The sequence below is a fragment of the Clostridium tunisiense TJ genome (assembly GCF_000300195.1).
Taxonomy (GTDB): domain Bacteria; phylum Bacillota; class Clostridia; order Clostridiales; family Clostridiaceae; genus Clostridium_J; species Clostridium_J tunisiense.
The window spans coordinates 96,393-113,513 of record NZ_AMQH01000018.1 but is presented as its reverse complement, the minus strand read 5'-3'; the positions used below and the strand labels follow the sequence as shown (position 1 = coordinate 113,513).

Genomic DNA, 17,121 nt, shown 5'->3' with positions numbered 1-17,121 from the left:
AATTTGTAGGTATTTAGGGAATAGCTTCACTATGTATAATCCTTAGAACAATTTATTTTTTATAATCATAAAAAAACCAAACAAAATAATGAATATTCTTGGCTATAATAATTTTAATAGGATTTCAATAACTAAGAGAAAATTAAGCACTATAAACTTATATACTTATAAGATATCAAAAAGCATTAAGATTAAATTCGAAAATTGCTATTGTAAGTTATTTCAATAAATGGTATTATAAATATATAAGTGAAACTGAAAGGAGTGGTGTAATATGAAAAAGTTAAGTGTTATTTTTGTTGAGACTAATTTTAATAATTACTACTCCAAGAATGGTATTGCTGATTTAACATAGTTTAAAAGTTAGACAGAAGTTTACTGCATTGTTAACATGTTTATTCAAAGCCTTGGAGTAGTTATAGACTAATCCAGGGTATTTTTATGCCCAAAATTAAGGGAGGAAATAAACATTGATTAATAATTTTACAGAACTATATAATTATGGATTAAAGGATAAAGTAATTGAGGAGTTTGATAATAATTATAAAAATTATTATTTGGGCAGAGTAATAGTTGAACAAAAAGCATTATATAAGGTTGCTACAGAAAAAGGAGAGATTAATAGCAGAATCTCAGGAAAATTAAACTTTGAAGGACATCAAAGAAGTAATTATCCTGCAGTGGGAGATTGGGTAGTTTTAGATAGAGAAGACTATGGATCTGGAGAAGCTATCATCCATGGAATTATTTCAAGGAGTAGCAAATTAGCTAGAAAAGCTGCTGGTGTGAAAAGCGATGAGCAGATTATAGCGGCTAATATAGATAAGGTATTTATATGTATGGCGCTAAATGGGGATTTTAACCTTAGAAGATTAGAAAGATATACAACAATTGTGTGGGATAGTGGTGCTACTCCAGTGATTGTGTTAACTAAGTCTGATTTATGTGAGGATTTAGAAATGAGAGTTACAGAAGTGAAAAATATTTCTGTTGGCATAGAAGTATTTACTATAAGTTCTCTAACAGGCAATGGGATTAATAATATTATAAATTATATAAAACCAGGAGAAACTGTAGCATTTATTGGTTCTTCTGGAGTAGGTAAATCTACGTTAGTAAACTCGCTTTTAGGGTATAATAGACAAGATACCAAAGAGGTTAGGGAAGGTGATAGTAAGGGGAGGCACACCACAACTTACCGAGAACTAATCCTAATACCATCAGGAGGAGTTATCATTGATACACCAGGTATGAGAGAGCTTCAACTTCTGAATAATATAGAAGGGGTAGAGGATTCCTTTAAAGATATAAGTAATATTGCTATGGGATGCAAGTTTTATGATTGTAGTCATAAATCTGAACCGGGATGTGCGATTAAAAAGGCTATAGAAGACGGTGTGATTACAGAAGATAGATTAGAAAGTTATTTTAAATTAAAGAAGGAAGCGGAGTTTATGGAGAGGAAAGTAAATAAAGTATTGGCAAGGGAATATAAAAAGCACTTGGGTAAAATTCATAAAGAGGCAAAAAGAAAAGGAAACAAATAAGTAAAGTAATTATTAATATTTTAAACTTAAATCAGGCTACTATGAAAATAATAGCTTGATTTTTATTTTTGCAAAAATATGTTTAATTGTGCATATAAATTTTAAAAGAGAGTATATTTATGTATTAATAAAATTCAAAAGGAGGATAGAGAAGTATGACTGCTAGTAAAAAAATAAAAACAATAATATTTGGCACATTTATTATGGTATTAATTATATTAGGAGTATTAATCTTAAAGGATAATAGGTTTTCGCCAATTGGACAACTTACCTATGAAGAAAAATTACAGGATAGTAAATATCTTATAGAAGTATTAACCAGCATCTATCCTTACTTTGAAGAGGATAAAGAAATAACTCATAAGGATTTTTATAAGAGTAAAAATAACCTGATTTGTAAGATAAGCAAAACAAAGAGTGATGAAGAGTTTTTAAGGAATATAGATGAAATTCTAGGCGATTTATATACTGGACATGGTGAAGTGGCAGCTTTAAACAATATTATGGGAGAGAACTACTATAAAGATGCCAAATTTGTGCCAATTACTACAATGGAATACGAAGATTTATATAGAAAATTAGATTATTGGAAGAAACTTTATAAAGATAATTATGGATTTAAAGAAGTAATAAAATTGAATTCAATGAACGAAACCAATATGGAGCTTATAAGTAAAAATAGTAATTGCTTTATAAATCCAGTTGAGGGGAAAAGCGCTGTATTATTAAATTTTGGTGCTGTGAATCCCAGTGAAGAAAAGTGGAGATATGAGTTTAGAGAAAATATGGACATGCTTAAGGAATATGATTCTATGATTTTAGATTTCAGAGGGAATAATTCTGTACATGGGCTGGAAGAGATACTGAATTTTATTGTTAGAAGGGAGGTGAAATATACTTCTTATAAGGTGTTTGCAAAAAATAACTATAATGAAAACTACTTATCCTTTAAAAGTGGTGATGAGCTTGAAAATTATAAAAATATATTTCAAAAGTACCCGGAAGACATAAAAAATAAATATACAGAAGATAAGTTTAATGTTTATGAATGGTGGAAAAAACAAGAGTATACTAAAGAGAAATACAATGGTAAAGTTATAGTTTTAATTGATAGTGAGGAAGTTTCTACGGAAACTATGATGTTCCTTGATATTATGAAAGAAAATAACCTGGGGAAGATAATAGGAGTTAAGAATATAACTTGTAAAATCAGCACTTACGATGATTTGTTCCTATTTATTTTACCTAAGAGTAAATTGCCTATTTTAGTAAGTAATAGTAAATTAGTGGATGGTTCAGGACAGTCCTTTGCCGTGAAAAGTATAAAACCAGATATAGTAATAAACTTTAGTAAGAACAAAGAGTTTAAAAACCAAGAGAGTATAGCTAAAGATATAGGTAAATATACTAGCAGGGATATACTTTTCAATAAATATATAGATTATATAGAAAAAAATTAATATTTACTTTGGGAAAACAATTTTAGGTCTTATTAAAACTTATGTAACAATATATAAATATTATAGTCCCAAGAACAAATTTAGTTAAGTATTTTGTGAATATATTTTAACAAGTAATAATCATAAAATATGAAAATAGCAGGGGTTACCTGCTATTTTTTTTACCATGGGTAGTTTTTTTATTTGATGAAGCTGTAGACTTTTTTGAAAATTGGCTACTAGAAGTGGTTTTACTAAACTTCTTTTCTTTATTTTTTATGTTACCACTAGATTTTGACGGAACAGGTGGTATTAAAGCACGTTTGTCATAACCAATTAAGTCTTCTCTATGAGCTTTTATCAGGGCATCCTTAACTAAGCTATGATTGTCAGGATTTTTAAACTGCATTAAAGCCCTCTGCATATTTTTTTCTCGTTGATTTGTTGGAACATAAACCTTTTCCTTTGTAAGTGGGTTTATTCCAGTATAATAAATAGCAGTAGAAAGGCTTCCAGGAGTAGGATAAAAATCCTGAACTTGTTCTGGCATATAGCCCATTGTATTTATATACTCAGCTAATTCCACCGCTGCCTTCATATCACTACCAGGATGGCTTGACATAAGGTAAGGCACAACAAATTGATTTTTACTTAAATTTTTATTTATATCGGAGTATTTTTTCTTAAATTTTTCATAAACCTCTTTAGAAGGTTTACCCATTTGAGTTAAAACTTTATCGCTTATATGCTCAGGAGCAACTTTTAGTTGTCCGCTAATATGATGTTCACAAAGTTCTTCAAAAAACTTTGTATTTTTATCATGAATTAAATAATCATATCTAATACCTGAGCGAATAAAAACTTTTTTTACTTTAGGTAAAGTACGAACCTTCCTAAGAAGGGATAAGTATTCAGTGTGGTCTACTATTAAATTCTTACATGGAGTAGGGAACATGCATTGTCTGTCTTTGCACACACCATGTTTTTCTTGCTTCTTGCAAGCCTTATGTCTGAAGTTTGCAGTGGGACCACCTATATCATGAATATAACCTTTGAAATCTTTATCATCAGTAAGCAATTTAGCCTCACCTATGATAGAATTTTGACTTCTATTTTGTATTACCCTACCTTGATGATAAGTAAGAGCACAGAAGGAACAGCTTCCAAAACACCCTCTATGACTAGTAATTGAAAACTTCACTTCATTTAATGCAGGGATACCTCCCATTGGTTCATAGGAAGGGTGATAAGTTCTGGTATAAGATAAATTATATACTTTATCCATTTCCTCAGTGGTAAGTGGGAGTTGAGGAGGATTTTGGACAACGAATCTATTATCATAAGGCTCTATTAAAGTTTTTCCCCTTATAGCATCCTGCTCCTGAGATGCAAGCTTATAGCTTTCAGCGTAAGCCGTTTTATCAGAAATTATAGAATCAAAGCTAGGCAGAGTTATATAATCCTTTAGAGTAGATATATCCTTTGTGACATAGGAAGTACCCCTAACTGAGGTTATTCTTGAAACATCCATGCCATAGCTTAAGAGATTAGCAACTTCTAAAATTGGTCTTTCACCCATGCCATATATTAGTAGATCAGCTTTAGAATCTAAAAGTATACTTTTTCTGATTTTATCATCCCAATAATCATAATGAGCAAAGCGCCTTAAGCTAGCCTCAATTCCACCAAGGATAATTGGAACATCCTTATAAGCTTCTTTGGCTCTGTTAGAATAAACAGTTACAGCTCTATTGGGTCTAAAGCCTGATTTCCCACCAGGAGAATACAAGTCATCTCTTCTTTTTTTCTTAGCTGCAGTATAATGATTTACCATAGAATCTATATTTCCAGAACTTATTAAAAAACCATATTTAGGTTTGCCTAGTTTTCTAAAGTCCTCTGTATTTTCCCATTTTGGTTGGGCGATAATGCCTACAGAAAAACCTTCACTTTCTAGTAATCTTCCAATAATAGATGTACCAAAGGAGGGATGATCTATATAAGCATCTCCAGTTATAAGAATAAAATCAAGCTGATTAATTCCAAGTTTATTCATATCTTCTTTGCTTGTTGGTAAAAAGTTATTATTTAAATTCATTTAAACACCTCCTGTAGGAGAAAAAATATTTATTTTAAAATCAAAACACATGATGAGTTTTTAAAAAAACTACTACAACTTATTCCGAAGTAAATTAACTTTATTGCTTTTGGGCAATATAACTATCTTAACATAATACTGATAAAATATGAACATGAATATAATAGAAAATCAAATATATCAAAGTAAAAGCGAAATTTAAAGGATTTATTAGATAAACTTCATAGTTCTGTGAAAATTCAATATAATGCGGCCTGTTGAATAAATTTGAACTTTTTTTAAATAATATAGTTACAAAATAGGTTTTTTCTAATATAATGATTATATAAATATAATGGACATTATGTGTCTAATAAGAAGTTCTAAGTATACAAAAATGATTTAAAGTTTAGGTGGTGAGTTTTAATGGATGGTGGCCCTCCAATGAGAGAGTCGGAAAAGTTTTTAAAATTTAATATAGGTGGAGGAAAGCTACTACACATTAAAGCTTATATATATTAGTTTTGTAGTTCTTCCTTCACATAAGAGGAGGAAGAACAATGGAGAGACTAAGAGAATTTCACTTAAGTAACCTTTTGAACAAATATGTTTATGATGAGTTTGAGGACTGCATCGGAAAGCTTCAAGACATATATGTAACTACAGAGGGGGGATATCCAAGGGCCATTGGATATCAAATAAGAAAAGGAAGAGATATATATAATTTTGAGTTTCGTGATATTGATGTATATAAACATAATGGAAATCATTTGATTAAAGTTAGACAAGTAAAAGATATAATTCCTAGAAAATATTCTTATCTCTTATCAAAAAACCTATTGAATAAACAAATTGTAGATATTAACGGTAAAAAAATTGTTAAGGTAACAGATTTAAAACTAGTAAAATGCAATGATGAAATCAAAGTTGTTGAGGTGGAGTCAGGGGTCCTAGCTACTGCAAGAAAGTTAGGTTTTGAGAATGGAGTAAAAAGATTATACGACTTGTTTGGTAAAGATCCAAAGGAAAATGTTGTTACTTGGGAAAGCGTACAGTCCCTTGAAATGACAGAGCATAGTTTACAGCTCACAACTCCATATAATAAATTGAGCCAGCTTCATCCAGCAGATATAGCGGAAATTATTGCTGATCTTTCCCCAGAGGATAGGGTGAAAGTAATTGAAGGCCTTGATAATGATTTAGCTGCAGACACATTAGAGGAATTGGATAAGGAGATACAACAAGAAATTTTAACCTTATTAAGTGAAAGCAAAGCCAGAGAAATTTTAGATCTTGTACCGAATGATGAAATAGCTGATATTTTAGATGAATTAGATGAGGAAATAGCAAATAAAGTACTAATAAATATTAATGATGAAGATGAAAATGAAATTAGAGACTTAATGAAATATGAGGATGAAGTAGTAGGTAGTATTATGAATCCCGACTTTATTTCCTTTAATATTGATATAACCGTGGCTGAAACAATGAATATTTTGAGGGAACTAAAGCCAGAAGATGAGGTTTCCCATTATATTTATATTATAGATAAGGATGAAAGATTACAAGGATTTGTGTCTCTAAGGGATTTGATTTTATCTGAACCTGATAACAAACTAAAATCAATTATGAATACTAAGGTATTCAAAGTTAGGGATACTGATGAAATTGAGAAAGCTATTGGATTAGCTGTAAAATATGACCTTTATTCTTTGCCAGTGGTAGATGAAGAAGAGAAGGTTTGTGGAGTAGCAGTAATGAATGATATTATAGATGAGTTGTTATCACCTAGTTGGAAGAGGAAAATTAGAAGGTCAAGTTAAAAAAGGATTATCCGTAAATTTTATAATTCATATAAAAAGCGTAGTGCTTAGCACTACGCTTTTAAATTATTCTTCAGTTACGTATTTAAGTATTAAATCAACAGTAGCTAAAACTGAATCCATATGAGTTCTTTCATATCCATGGGATGCAAATATTCCAGCTCCTATTAGAGCAGTTTTAATATCATAACCAGCTCTTAATGCAGCAGAAGCATCTGAACCATAGAAAGGATAGATATCTACTCTAAAATCAATGTTATGTTTTTTACAAAGGTTTGTTAATCTAACTCTTAAGTCCAAATCATAAGGGCCAGAAGAATCTTTTGCTGCTATACAACAAGCATATTCAGTAGAATTTTGATCAAGGCCTGGGCAACCCATATCTACTGCTATAAATTCTTTTGTTTTTTCTGGGATGGATGCACAAGCACCATGTCCAACTTCCTCATAGTTGCTAATGAACACATTAATTGTATTAGGAAGTTCTATTTTATTCTCTACAATGTACTTTAATGTGTAAAGTAATATTCCAACACTTGCTTTATCATCTAAGTGTCTAGATTTTATATATCCGCTTTCGGTGAATCTTGTTCTTGTATCGAAGCAAATGAAATCTCCAACGTTAATTCCTAAATTAGTTACATCTTCTTTTGAAAATACTTTTTCATCAAGAACAACTTCGTAGTTCTCAGGTACTCTTTTAAGGTCTCTAGCATCTCCACCACTAATATGAACTGATGGTTTTACTGTTTGAATTGTTCCTTCAAAAGTTTTTCCTTCTGCAGTTTCAATAGTAATATTTTCACCTTCCACAGAAGTCATCATAAATCCACCAAGTTGAGTTAAGGATAATCTACCGTTACCTTTAATTCCTGTAACCATAGCTCCTAGGGTATCAACATGAGCTGAAAGAGTTTTTTGATAATCCTCATTTTTACCTTTAATTGTAGCAATTACTGCTCCCTTGTTTGTAGTAATATAGGAAATGTTTAATTTATCAAGCTCTTTTCTTATATAATCCATTATTCTAACAGTATAACCTGTTGGACTTGGGATGGTTAGTATATTTTGTAGGTACTCTTTAATTTGATTGGAATTATAGTTCATAAAAACACCTCTTTTGATTATTTTAAAATAAAAAATATTTTAAATATTATATATTGATATTATGTTATCACAATTTTACTAAAAGGAGTAGAGTAATTTTATAATTTAATAGAATTCGTTTTCATATACATATTACTATGGAGGGGATTGGCTTGAAGAAAAAATGGTTATTAAGGGGCGTAATAGTACTAATTATATTTATAATTTATTCACTCACTATAATGTACTTAAGAGTTAAAAAATATGAAAATTTAATATACCCAGGAGTGTATGTAAATAATATTAGTATCGGTGGATTAAATAAAATAGAAGCAAAGAAAAAGCTGTTGGAGAATTCAACTAAAAATATAGAAAATAATAAAGTTGTTATTAAGGTTGAAGAGTTAATATATGAAACAAATTATAAGGAGTTTAATATCAATTATGATATTGAAAGTGAAATAAATAGTGCCTTTAGTTATGGCAAAAACCTGAATTTTTTCCAAAAACATAAGCTAATCAAATGGCCCAAAAGTATTACACAACAGATTATGCTGAAGGTTGATGAAGTTGCATTTAACAACGCAATAGAAAAACTGAGGAAGAAAGTAGAGAAAAAATCAGTAGATGCAAAAGTGCAAAAAATAGAGGGAGGGTTTAATATAACTCCAGAAGTCATAGGAAGAAAATTGAATACCTACGGAATAATGAAGGAGCTAATTTTGCAAATAAATAAGAATACACAAGAAACAATTATGGTTGAAGGGGTTATAGAGGAGGACATTCCTAAAATAAGAGAGAAAGAATTGAAAGCTATAGATACTAAAATTAGTTCCTTTAGCACTTCTTTTTATAATTCCTCAAAATCAAGAGTTAATAACATAAAGATAGCAACAGAAACAATAAATGGCACTCTCCTAATGCCTGGAGATACCTTTAGCTTTAATAAAATTGTAGGTAAAACTACTGTTGATAAGGGGTATGAAAGCGCAAAAGTCATTCTTGGAAATGATTTTGCAGAGGACATAGGAGGTGGGATTTGTCAGGTATCAACGACTTTGTATAACACTGTTATAAGAAGTGAACTTACTGTAGTTGAAAGAAAAAATCACAGTCTGCCTATTGCTTATGTACCTTTAGGTCAAGATGCAATGATATATTATGGATATTCAGACTTGAGATTTATGAATGATACAGATTTTCCCGTTTATATTGAAGGTATTGTAAATAACTCAGTGGTGAGTTTTAATTTTTATTCCAATGTGGATTTAACAGGGAATTTGTATAACATAGAAAGCAAAATTATCAAAACTACAGAGCCTAAAATAAATATAACACATGATGAAAGTTTGACTAATGGTGAAATGATTGTAGAAAAAGAAGGTAAAGCGTCCTATGTAGTAGAGGTATATAGAACTACTTATGTTGGAGGTAAGATGTTAAAAAAAGAGCTCGTATCAACTAGTAAGTATAAGGGAAGAGATAAACTCGTGAGAATGGGGAATTAAGAAAATAGTTTTAAGCTTAAAAACAAACTTCTGACAAAATTGCTTGTCGGCAGTTTGTTTTTTATGCTAATTGGGAGAATTAGCATGTGAAAATTTTAGAAAAATTAAAAGGATTATAAGGAAATAATTACAATTGTTAGAAATTATGGTATGATTATTTCAGGGGAAATGTGATAATGCTAATATATGTTTTTACTAATATTAAGTTAATTGTATACATTTCAAGTTTTTTAAAATTATGAATCAAAAGTTAAAGATTTAGATTTATAAGAGAGAATATTGAAGGGATGGGGTTTCAATGAATAATAACTTAGAACTAGTAGAGAGAATAGTTAACAATGTGGAAAAGGTTATTATAGGAAAAAGAAGTGAAATTTATAATATTATGAAGGGGTTAATAGCTGATGGTCATATTTTAATTGAAGATGTGCCGGGGGTTGGTAAAACTACTTTAATTAAAGCTATAACTAAAAGTTTAAATCTCACCTTTAGTAGGGTACAGTTTACGCCAGATTTGCTCCCATCGGACATTATTGGGGTATCTATATATAATGCTAAAAGTGGTGAGTTTGAGTTCAGAAAAGGACCTATTTTTGCTAATATAATATTAGCAGATGAAATTAACAGAACTTCACCTAAAACACAATCAGCCCTTTTAGAGGTTATGGAGGAAAAACAAGTTTCAGAAGGCGTAAATACTTATGTTCTCAATAGACCTTTTATTGTAATGGCTACACAAAATCCTATAGAGTATGAGGGAACATTTCCTCTACCAGAAGCACAACTAGATAGATTTATGATAAAAGTGAAAATTGGTTACCCAAGTGAAACTGATGAAGTATCAATTTTGAATATTTATAAAGAAGAAGAACCATTAGACACACTTACAGCGGTGGCTTCAAGTGAGGATATAATAGAGTTACAGAAAGCAGTAAGAAAAGTTCACATTAACAATGAGTTAAATAAGTATATTATTAGTATAATTAATGCAACGAGACACAATAAGAGTTTAGCTCTTGGAGGAAGTACTAGAGCATCTCTAGCATTACAAAGAATCTCTCAAGCTACAGCACTTATAAAAGGGAGAGATTATGTTATTCCTGAAGACATTAAAGAAAATGTAAAACTAGTTTTAAGTCATAGAATTATACCAACATCTAGTGCAAGAGCTAATAGGAATGATAGTGATGCTATTATTTCAGAAGTTCTTCGTACAATACCTGTTCCAAAGGTGATGAAACATGATTAAGATTAAAAAAACCTTTGTCCTAACAACGGTGATAGCCTTAGGTTTTGCTAAAATATCAGGAGGAAACTTACCTTATGCTGTATTTTATTCTTTGTTTCTTGTGTTATTTTTAGGGGTACTATATGTTTACTTTACAAGTAAACATATAAATTCAGAAATAAAATGTAAGGGACATGAATTTAGTGTAGGGGATACTCAAGATATAAGTCTCAAGATAAGTAATGATTCAATAATTCCAGTAGCATACATAGAAGTAGTTAATGATACCTTTGAGGATTTGTTGAGGAAATATCATGGGGATGCTTTTTTCCTTAATCTTAATAGTAGTAAGTTCTTAAAAAAGGATGTAGTATTCAGAAAAAGAGGAATATATGATTTTGGAATTACTACTATAAAAACAAGTGATATTTTTGGAGTTTTTAATCATACGAAAAAATATAAGAATAATGCAGGAATTAAAGTTTATCCAAGAATATATCAGCTAAAGTCTTTGTTTTTAGGAGGAAGTGAAAAGCTAGAAAATAGGCTTAGTAATGAGAGTAAAGTTGAAGACTTAACCTTGATAAAAGATATTAGAGAGTATAGAATCGGGGATAGTTTAAAAAGAGTTCACTGGAAACTTAGTGCGAAACATGGGGATTTATATGTGAAAAATTACGATTACGTTTCAGGAATCCAATGTAATTTGTTTTTAGATATGAGAAGAGATAGCTTCTACTTTGATAAGGATGGCACTAAAGAAGAACTATTAGTAGATTTTTCCGTATCATTATTAAATAAAATGATATCTGAAGGTGTTAGATCCAAGGTATTTATTTGTGGAAATGACTATAAAAAATTTGATATTGACACTAAAGAACAATTTAGTGGATTGATGGAATTCCTACTAACTCACAAAAGTGAAGGTCAAGGAAGTTTTATCGATTTTATCCATGGAAACTTGAACAATGTGAATAGGAGAAGTTATATTGCTATAGTTACTCCAGACATAACGGATGAAAATAAAAATGAGTTTATTGATTTGAAAAGCAAAGGATATGATATTAATCTTTTTTACTATAGCCAAGCTTTAGGCATAATTGAGGATATTAATGTGTTAGTTGCAGCAGGTGTTAAGTGCTATAGTATCTTAGAGTTAATAAATGGTAATAGCTCTCAATAATCGTAAAAGAAATTAGGTGAGATTATGGATAGACTTAAGGAAAAAATGATTTCCGTATTTATTGTATTAATAAACTTCATAGTATTTTTAAAATTACTTAAAGAAAGCTTCAGAATTGAAGATTTCGATTATGTTATTGTTACATTGCTTGTAATGTTCGGTATACTAATTTATTTATTCTATACCTTTATTTTGGATGAAAAGATTTACAAATTAGTTTTTACAGTTGTGGTACTAGCTATAATTTCAATTTTATTGTACAAATACAGAGATTTTATATCGGTATATGTTATAAAAGATTTTATTAATAATATTTTAGATATTAATGCTGCCTTGCTAAGGGATAAGCCTACTTATTTTTATCAGTATAAGAAAATATTTTTTGTTTTAATTCCAGCACTTGTTTCTCTATTAATAGTTTTGAATAACTTTTGGAGAAATAGTATTATTGTGTTCAATTTGTTAGTTATGGTTTCATTTTGGTACACAATTTTATACACAGCAGTTATAAAAAATATTTATTACTTTCTAGGAGTATCTTTAGCTACCTTCGCTTTGACTTCCTTCCTAAGAAAATTAAAGGAGTTTGAGAGTAAGGAAATTAAAGTTAGTCTGAGTATGAGGCACATTTTTGCTTATTCTATTGTTATTACGCTAGTTATTGTTAGAATAACTTCAATTCTTCCTCAGGACTATAGTGGTAGAAACATTAAAGAACTTACTGATTCATTTCAAAATAAGTTTGCGCCGAAACGAGGAATAGGTAACTTGAAAAATGCGCTTTTAGGTGAATTTGATTTGAATCAATCTGGTTACAATGATACAGAGGTAAAGTTAGGTGGGCCAATAACATTGGACAGAAAAGAAGTATTTAAAGTGAAAAGTGATAAACCTTATTACCTTAAAGGTACAGTTAAGGATTACTATTCTAAAAATTATTGGTTAAACACTGGAGAAGCACCTTTACCTAAGTATGAGGATTATGACTTTGAAAGGTCTGCTCTCAAAGCTATTGGAGAAGGTGAATCAAATGGGGTTATTAGTGCTTCAGCTAAAGAAATAGAAATATTTCCTACAAGTAACTTAAACTCAACTTCTTTCTTTATTCCTAATAACGGATTTGATGTAACAAGTGATTACAAAGGTGTTTTTTATACTAAAGTACCTACTTTTATCAATGATGTGGACATTAGAAATCCATATATGGTTAAGTTTTTTAGCTACAAGGAATATGAAAATTATGTTGAGGGTATTCAAAATCGACCTTCATCAGTTTCTATAAAGGAAGAAAATTATAAGTTACCAATTAGAGAAGAAAGCGAACCTTACCTAAATTATGAAAAAAGAATTGATTCCATAGAATTAAATAATTATGACAAAAGTCAGTTAAGTAATATTTTAGATAACTATGAAAGTTATCTGCAACTAGATACAGGAATTTCTTCGCAAGTGTATGATTTATTAAATAAGATTTTAACTGGTACTGGAAAGGATATAAACAAATTAACTAATTATGAAAAAGCGTTAGCTATAAGAAACTATCTCACAAAAAATTATCCATATACTCTACAGGTATCAGAAATGCCAGAAGATAAAGATTTTGTTTCATACTTCTTGCTTGAAGAGAAAAAAGGATATTGTACTTATTTTGCTTCAGCAACTACCATATTGTGTAGAATTGCAGGAATTCCAGCGAGATACGTTCAGGGATTTAAAACTCCAGATAAGATGGACAGTGAAGGTAAATATATTGTAACAAATGCAGAGGCACATGCCTGGTGTGAGATTTTAATAAATCCAGAGAAGGATTTATGGATTGTGGTAGACCCATCTCCAACACCAACCGAATTCGAGGCTTTGAATAACACAAACAATAATGAGGATGAAAAGACACCTTCAAATAATAATAACAATAATGGTAACAAAGAAAAACCAAATAAGAGAAATCCCATGGAAGAAGAATTTGGAGATGATACCTCAGTTAGTTTATTATATAATCTTGATTACAAATTATTTTCTGGAGTAGCCATACCTACAACAATCTTATTATATGTATTGTATAGGATATTAAGGTTTAGGAAAGGGATAAAAAATATATTGGCATCCTCAAGTATAATTCCACTTTACGAATACTACATGGATAGATTGGAAACTGCTGGGGTTGTAAAACCAGATAGTTTAGGGGACTTGGAGTTTATTAACAGCCTTAAAGAATCAGAGCTTAAAGAAAGGGTGTCAACTCTAGTAAAGCTATCCTATGAAGAGTTCTATGGAGGTATTGTTAGAAATACAGTAGAAAAAAACAGCCATATTGAATTTATTGAGGATTATTTAAAAGCTAAAGATAAAAGGATAGTATATTATATGAAGAAATATTTTGGTTTTAACTAAGGAGGAAAATATGAGTTATAAATTAGTTTGTATAGATATGGATGGGACTTTACTTGACTCTAAGAAGAATGTAAGCCAAAGAAACCTTGAAGCTATTGAAAAAAGTCATAAGTTAGGAGTTAAGATTGCAATTTGTACTGGGAGAATCTTTACTTCTGCTAAATATTATGGAGAGATAATAGGGGTTAAAGCTCCTATTATTGCTGCTAATGGTGCTTACATTCGTGAAAAAGATAGAGATGAAGTTATATATAAGTCTGTTTTAGGTTATGAAAATTGTAAGATAATATTTTCGGTATTTAAGAAATATGGCATCGTGCCTCATTTCTTTACCTCTGATAGTATATATACAGAAAAGCTAATATACTTTTCTGCATATTACAATGAGGAAAACAAAAAGTTAGAAAAGGAAAATCAGGTTGCTATAAAAATTACAGACCAATGGGAAAAGGTGTTCCAACATAATGAATTAGAAATTATAAAAGCTGTAGCAGTTGACGATGATTTGCATAAAGTAGCTCAAGCTAAGCGGGAGTTAACAAAAATTAGCTCAGTAGAAGTAGTGAGCTCTCACAACAATAATTTTGAAGTTATGTGTAGGGATACATCTAAGGGGAGAGGTGTGGAGATATTATCAGAGTTTTATGGTTTTTCTCCAGAGGAAATTATATGTATTGGTGATAATGAAAATGATTTATCAATGATAAAGTTTGCAGGATTAGGAGTAGCTATGGGAAATAGCAATGATGAAATAAAAAAGGCTGCAGATTATGTAACAAGTACAAATGATGAAGATGGAGTAGCTGAGGTTCTTGAGAATTACATAATAAATTATCATAGTATTTAAGTTTTTGTAATACTTATATAAAGAATTATCTAATTTATAGTAGGCTCAATAGGGGTATGAAATTAATACTAACTTTACTAAATACACTAATTAGAGTATTATAATCCTAAACGATAATTCTTTAGGAGGTAGCACTATGAATTTAAATATAGTATTATTTCAACCGGAAATTCCACAGAATACTGGAAACATTGGTAGAACATGCGTACTAACAGATTGCAAATTACATTTAATTAAACCCTTAGGATTTAGTTTAGATGAAAAGGAAATAAAACGTGCAGGATTAGATTATTGGCCTCATCTTCAATTGGAAATTCATGAATCTTATGAGGATTTAAGAGAAAAATATAAAAATAGTACTTTTTATTTTTGTAGCACCAAGGGAGAAAAGTACTATCATGAAGCAGATTTCAAGGAAGGAGATTTCTTAGTTTTTGGAAGAGAGTCTAAGGGGTTGCCTGATTATATTAGAAATGAAAATATTGAAACTCTAATAAAAGTTCCTATGATTAATACTACTTCAAGATCCTTAAATCTTTCTAATACAGTAGCTCTAATAGCATATGAAGCCCTTAGGCAGATAGATTTTCCAAATATGAAGTAAAGGTGGAGGATTAATGAAAAAAATTAAAATTATTACTGATAGTACCTGTGATTTGCCTAGACAGTTAGTTGAAGAAAAAAATATTGAGGTAATTCCCCTATCGGTTACAATAGATAATTCCACTTATCTAGATGGTGTTGATATAACTCTGGAAGAATTTTTAGAGAAAATGGAAAAGTCTAGTGAACCACCAAAAACAAGTCAAATAACTCCAGGAAAATTTTTAGAAATCTATAATAAATACATTGAAGAAGGATACACTATAATTTCTATACACTTATCCTCCAAAATGAGTGGAACTTTTCAGTCAGCTCTTATTGCAAAAGGGATGCTAGCTAGTGAAAAAATTCATGTTATAGATTCACAAAACGTAACTTGTGGTCTTGGTATGTTAGTCTTAAAAGGCTGTAAGTTAATGGAAGAAAACTATAGCCCGGAAGAGATATGTAAAGAATTAGAAAATACGATCCCTAGAATTAAAAGCACTCTAAACTTTGAATCATTAGATAACTTAGTTAAGGGGGGGAGGCTTTCTAAAGCTCAAGGAGTTATAGGTGGGTTATTAGGTATTAAACTTAATTTAGCTGTAGAACATGGTGAAATGACCGTAAAAGATAAGGTTAGAGGAAGTAAGAAGGCTTTAAGATGTATACTTGAATATTTGGAAGATACAGGAATTTCAGAGGAAATAAGCCCATTAGTTTTGAATGCTGCAGCAGATAAAGAAAATATGGAAGTGTTGCAAGGAATTAAAAACTATTTAAGTGAAAAAGGAATTAAATATGTGGAAGCAGAAGTGGGGTGCGTAGTAGGTACACATTCAGGAAGAAATGCTTGTGGAATATTTTTCCTTAAAAACCCATAAGAATTGGTGCTGTGAAATTATTATATATTATTATGTGTAAGTATATTAAACTAAAAAGCTTCTTAGTATAAGAGAACCTCTTTTATACTAAGAAGCTAAATTATTTTTTGCAAATAAGGAATAAAAAGTATATAACAATTTAAAACTATTAAAGTATAAAATTTAATAGATAAATGCCCTAGGTTCTATATAATTGTATTTAAATTGTTTAGAAATATTTAAAATTATGTTATTATTTTTCAAATAATATTAAAGGATTGATATTTTTATAACAACTATAGAGAAATCAAATAGAAAAAATTAAAAATTATGTAGAAATTTAAATTAGAATACTGTATACTTACGTTGTAAGTTAATTGAATATTCTAATGGATGATATTTTCGGGAGATAATCTGTTGCCAAATATGCAAAAGATAGCCGAAGAAGCAAGTGATTATTTAGCCAAATAATTACGAAACTCTCAGGCAAAAGGACCGCAAATGGACATAACTCTGGAAAGCGAAAGCACCGAAGGAGCAAAAC

General features: G+C 30.0%; 12 protein-coding genes and 1 riboswitch. Of the genes, 10 read left to right on the top strand and 2 right to left on the bottom strand.

Going from position 1 to position 17,121, the window contains the following annotated elements; translation table 11 throughout:
- Positions 1–470: 470 nt before the first annotated feature.
- Together rsgA and C661_RS0118520 are read left to right on the top strand one after the other, a co-directional pair.
- Complete coding sequence (gene rsgA / locus C661_RS0118525; protein WP_017416832.1) at positions 471–1,547, top strand: ribosome small subunit-dependent GTPase A; 1,077 nt, start codon at positions 471–473, stop codon at positions 1,545–1,547.
- A gap of 155 nt (positions 1,548–1,702) precedes the next feature.
- Positions 1,703–3,007: a S41 family peptidase gene (locus C661_RS0118520; RefSeq protein WP_017416831.1), complete on the top strand. Its 1,305-nt coding sequence runs from the start codon at positions 1,703–1,705 to the stop codon at positions 3,005–3,007.
- A 145-nt stretch (positions 3,008–3,152) separates the two neighbouring features.
- On the opposite strand, the gene C661_RS0118515 is transcribed toward C661_RS0118520, so the two are convergent.
- Positions 3,153–5,084 carry a YgiQ family radical SAM protein gene (locus C661_RS0118515; protein WP_017416830.1) on the bottom strand — a complete coding sequence of 644 codons (1,932 nt, stop codon included), beginning with the start codon at positions 5,082–5,084 and terminating at the stop codon, positions 3,153–3,155.
- A 539-nt stretch (positions 5,085–5,623) separates the two neighbouring features.
- Here C661_RS0118515 and C661_RS0118505 point away from each other — a divergent pair.
- Positions 5,624–6,886, top strand: a complete 1,263-nt coding sequence (locus C661_RS0118505) for a magnesium transporter (protein ID WP_017416828.1) — start codon at positions 5,624–5,626, stop codon at positions 6,884–6,886.
- Positions 6,887–6,952: 66 nt separating this feature from the next.
- On the opposite strand, the gene C661_RS0118500 is transcribed toward C661_RS0118505, so the two are convergent.
- Positions 6,953–7,993, bottom strand: coding sequence for a M42 family metallopeptidase (locus C661_RS0118500; protein ID WP_017416827.1), 1,041 nt, complete (start codon positions 7,991–7,993; stop codon positions 6,953–6,955).
- Positions 7,994–8,145: 152 nt separating this feature from the next.
- On the opposite strand from C661_RS0118500, the gene C661_RS0118495 reads away from it, so the two are divergent.
- The 7 genes from C661_RS0118495 to C661_RS0118465 all read left to right on the top strand — a co-directional run bounded on the left by C661_RS0118495 (position 8,146) and on the right by C661_RS0118465 (position 16,598).
- Entirely contained in the window at positions 8,146–9,480 is a 1,335-nt protein-coding gene (locus tag C661_RS0118495) for a VanW family protein (RefSeq protein WP_017416826.1), read from the top strand.
- Positions 9,481–9,778: 298 nt separating this feature from the next.
- Positions 9,779–10,729 carry an AAA family ATPase gene (locus C661_RS0118490; RefSeq protein ID WP_017416825.1) on the top strand — a complete coding sequence of 317 codons (951 nt, stop codon included), beginning with the start codon at positions 9,779–9,781 and terminating at the stop codon, positions 10,727–10,729.
- Complete coding sequence (locus tag C661_RS0118485) at positions 10,722–11,891, top strand: DUF58 domain-containing protein (protein ID WP_017416824.1); 1,170 nt, start codon at positions 10,722–10,724, stop codon at positions 11,889–11,891. Before C661_RS0118490 ends, C661_RS0118485 begins: the two co-directional genes overlap by 8 nt.
- 24 nt (positions 11,892–11,915) lie before the next feature.
- Positions 11,916–14,282, top strand: a complete 2,367-nt coding sequence (locus tag C661_RS0118480; protein ID WP_017416823.1) for a transglutaminase-like domain-containing protein — start codon at positions 11,916–11,918, stop codon at positions 14,280–14,282.
- A gap of 10 nt (positions 14,283–14,292) precedes the next feature.
- Complete coding sequence (locus C661_RS0118475; protein ID WP_017416822.1) at positions 14,293–15,129, top strand: Cof-type HAD-IIB family hydrolase; 837 nt, start codon at positions 14,293–14,295, stop codon at positions 15,127–15,129.
- A gap of 136 nt (positions 15,130–15,265) precedes the next feature.
- Positions 15,266–15,733, top strand: coding sequence for a tRNA (cytidine(34)-2'-O)-methyltransferase (locus C661_RS0118470; RefSeq protein WP_017416821.1), 468 nt, complete (start codon positions 15,266–15,268; stop codon positions 15,731–15,733).
- Positions 15,734–15,746: 13 nt separating this feature from the next.
- Positions 15,747–16,598, top strand: a complete 852-nt coding sequence (locus C661_RS0118465; RefSeq protein WP_017416820.1) for a DegV family protein — start codon at positions 15,747–15,749, stop codon at positions 16,596–16,598.
- Between the two features lie 372 nt (positions 16,599–16,970).
- Positions 16,971–17,085, top strand: a riboswitch (glycine riboswitch).
- Positions 17,086–17,121: the final 36 nt, after the last annotated feature.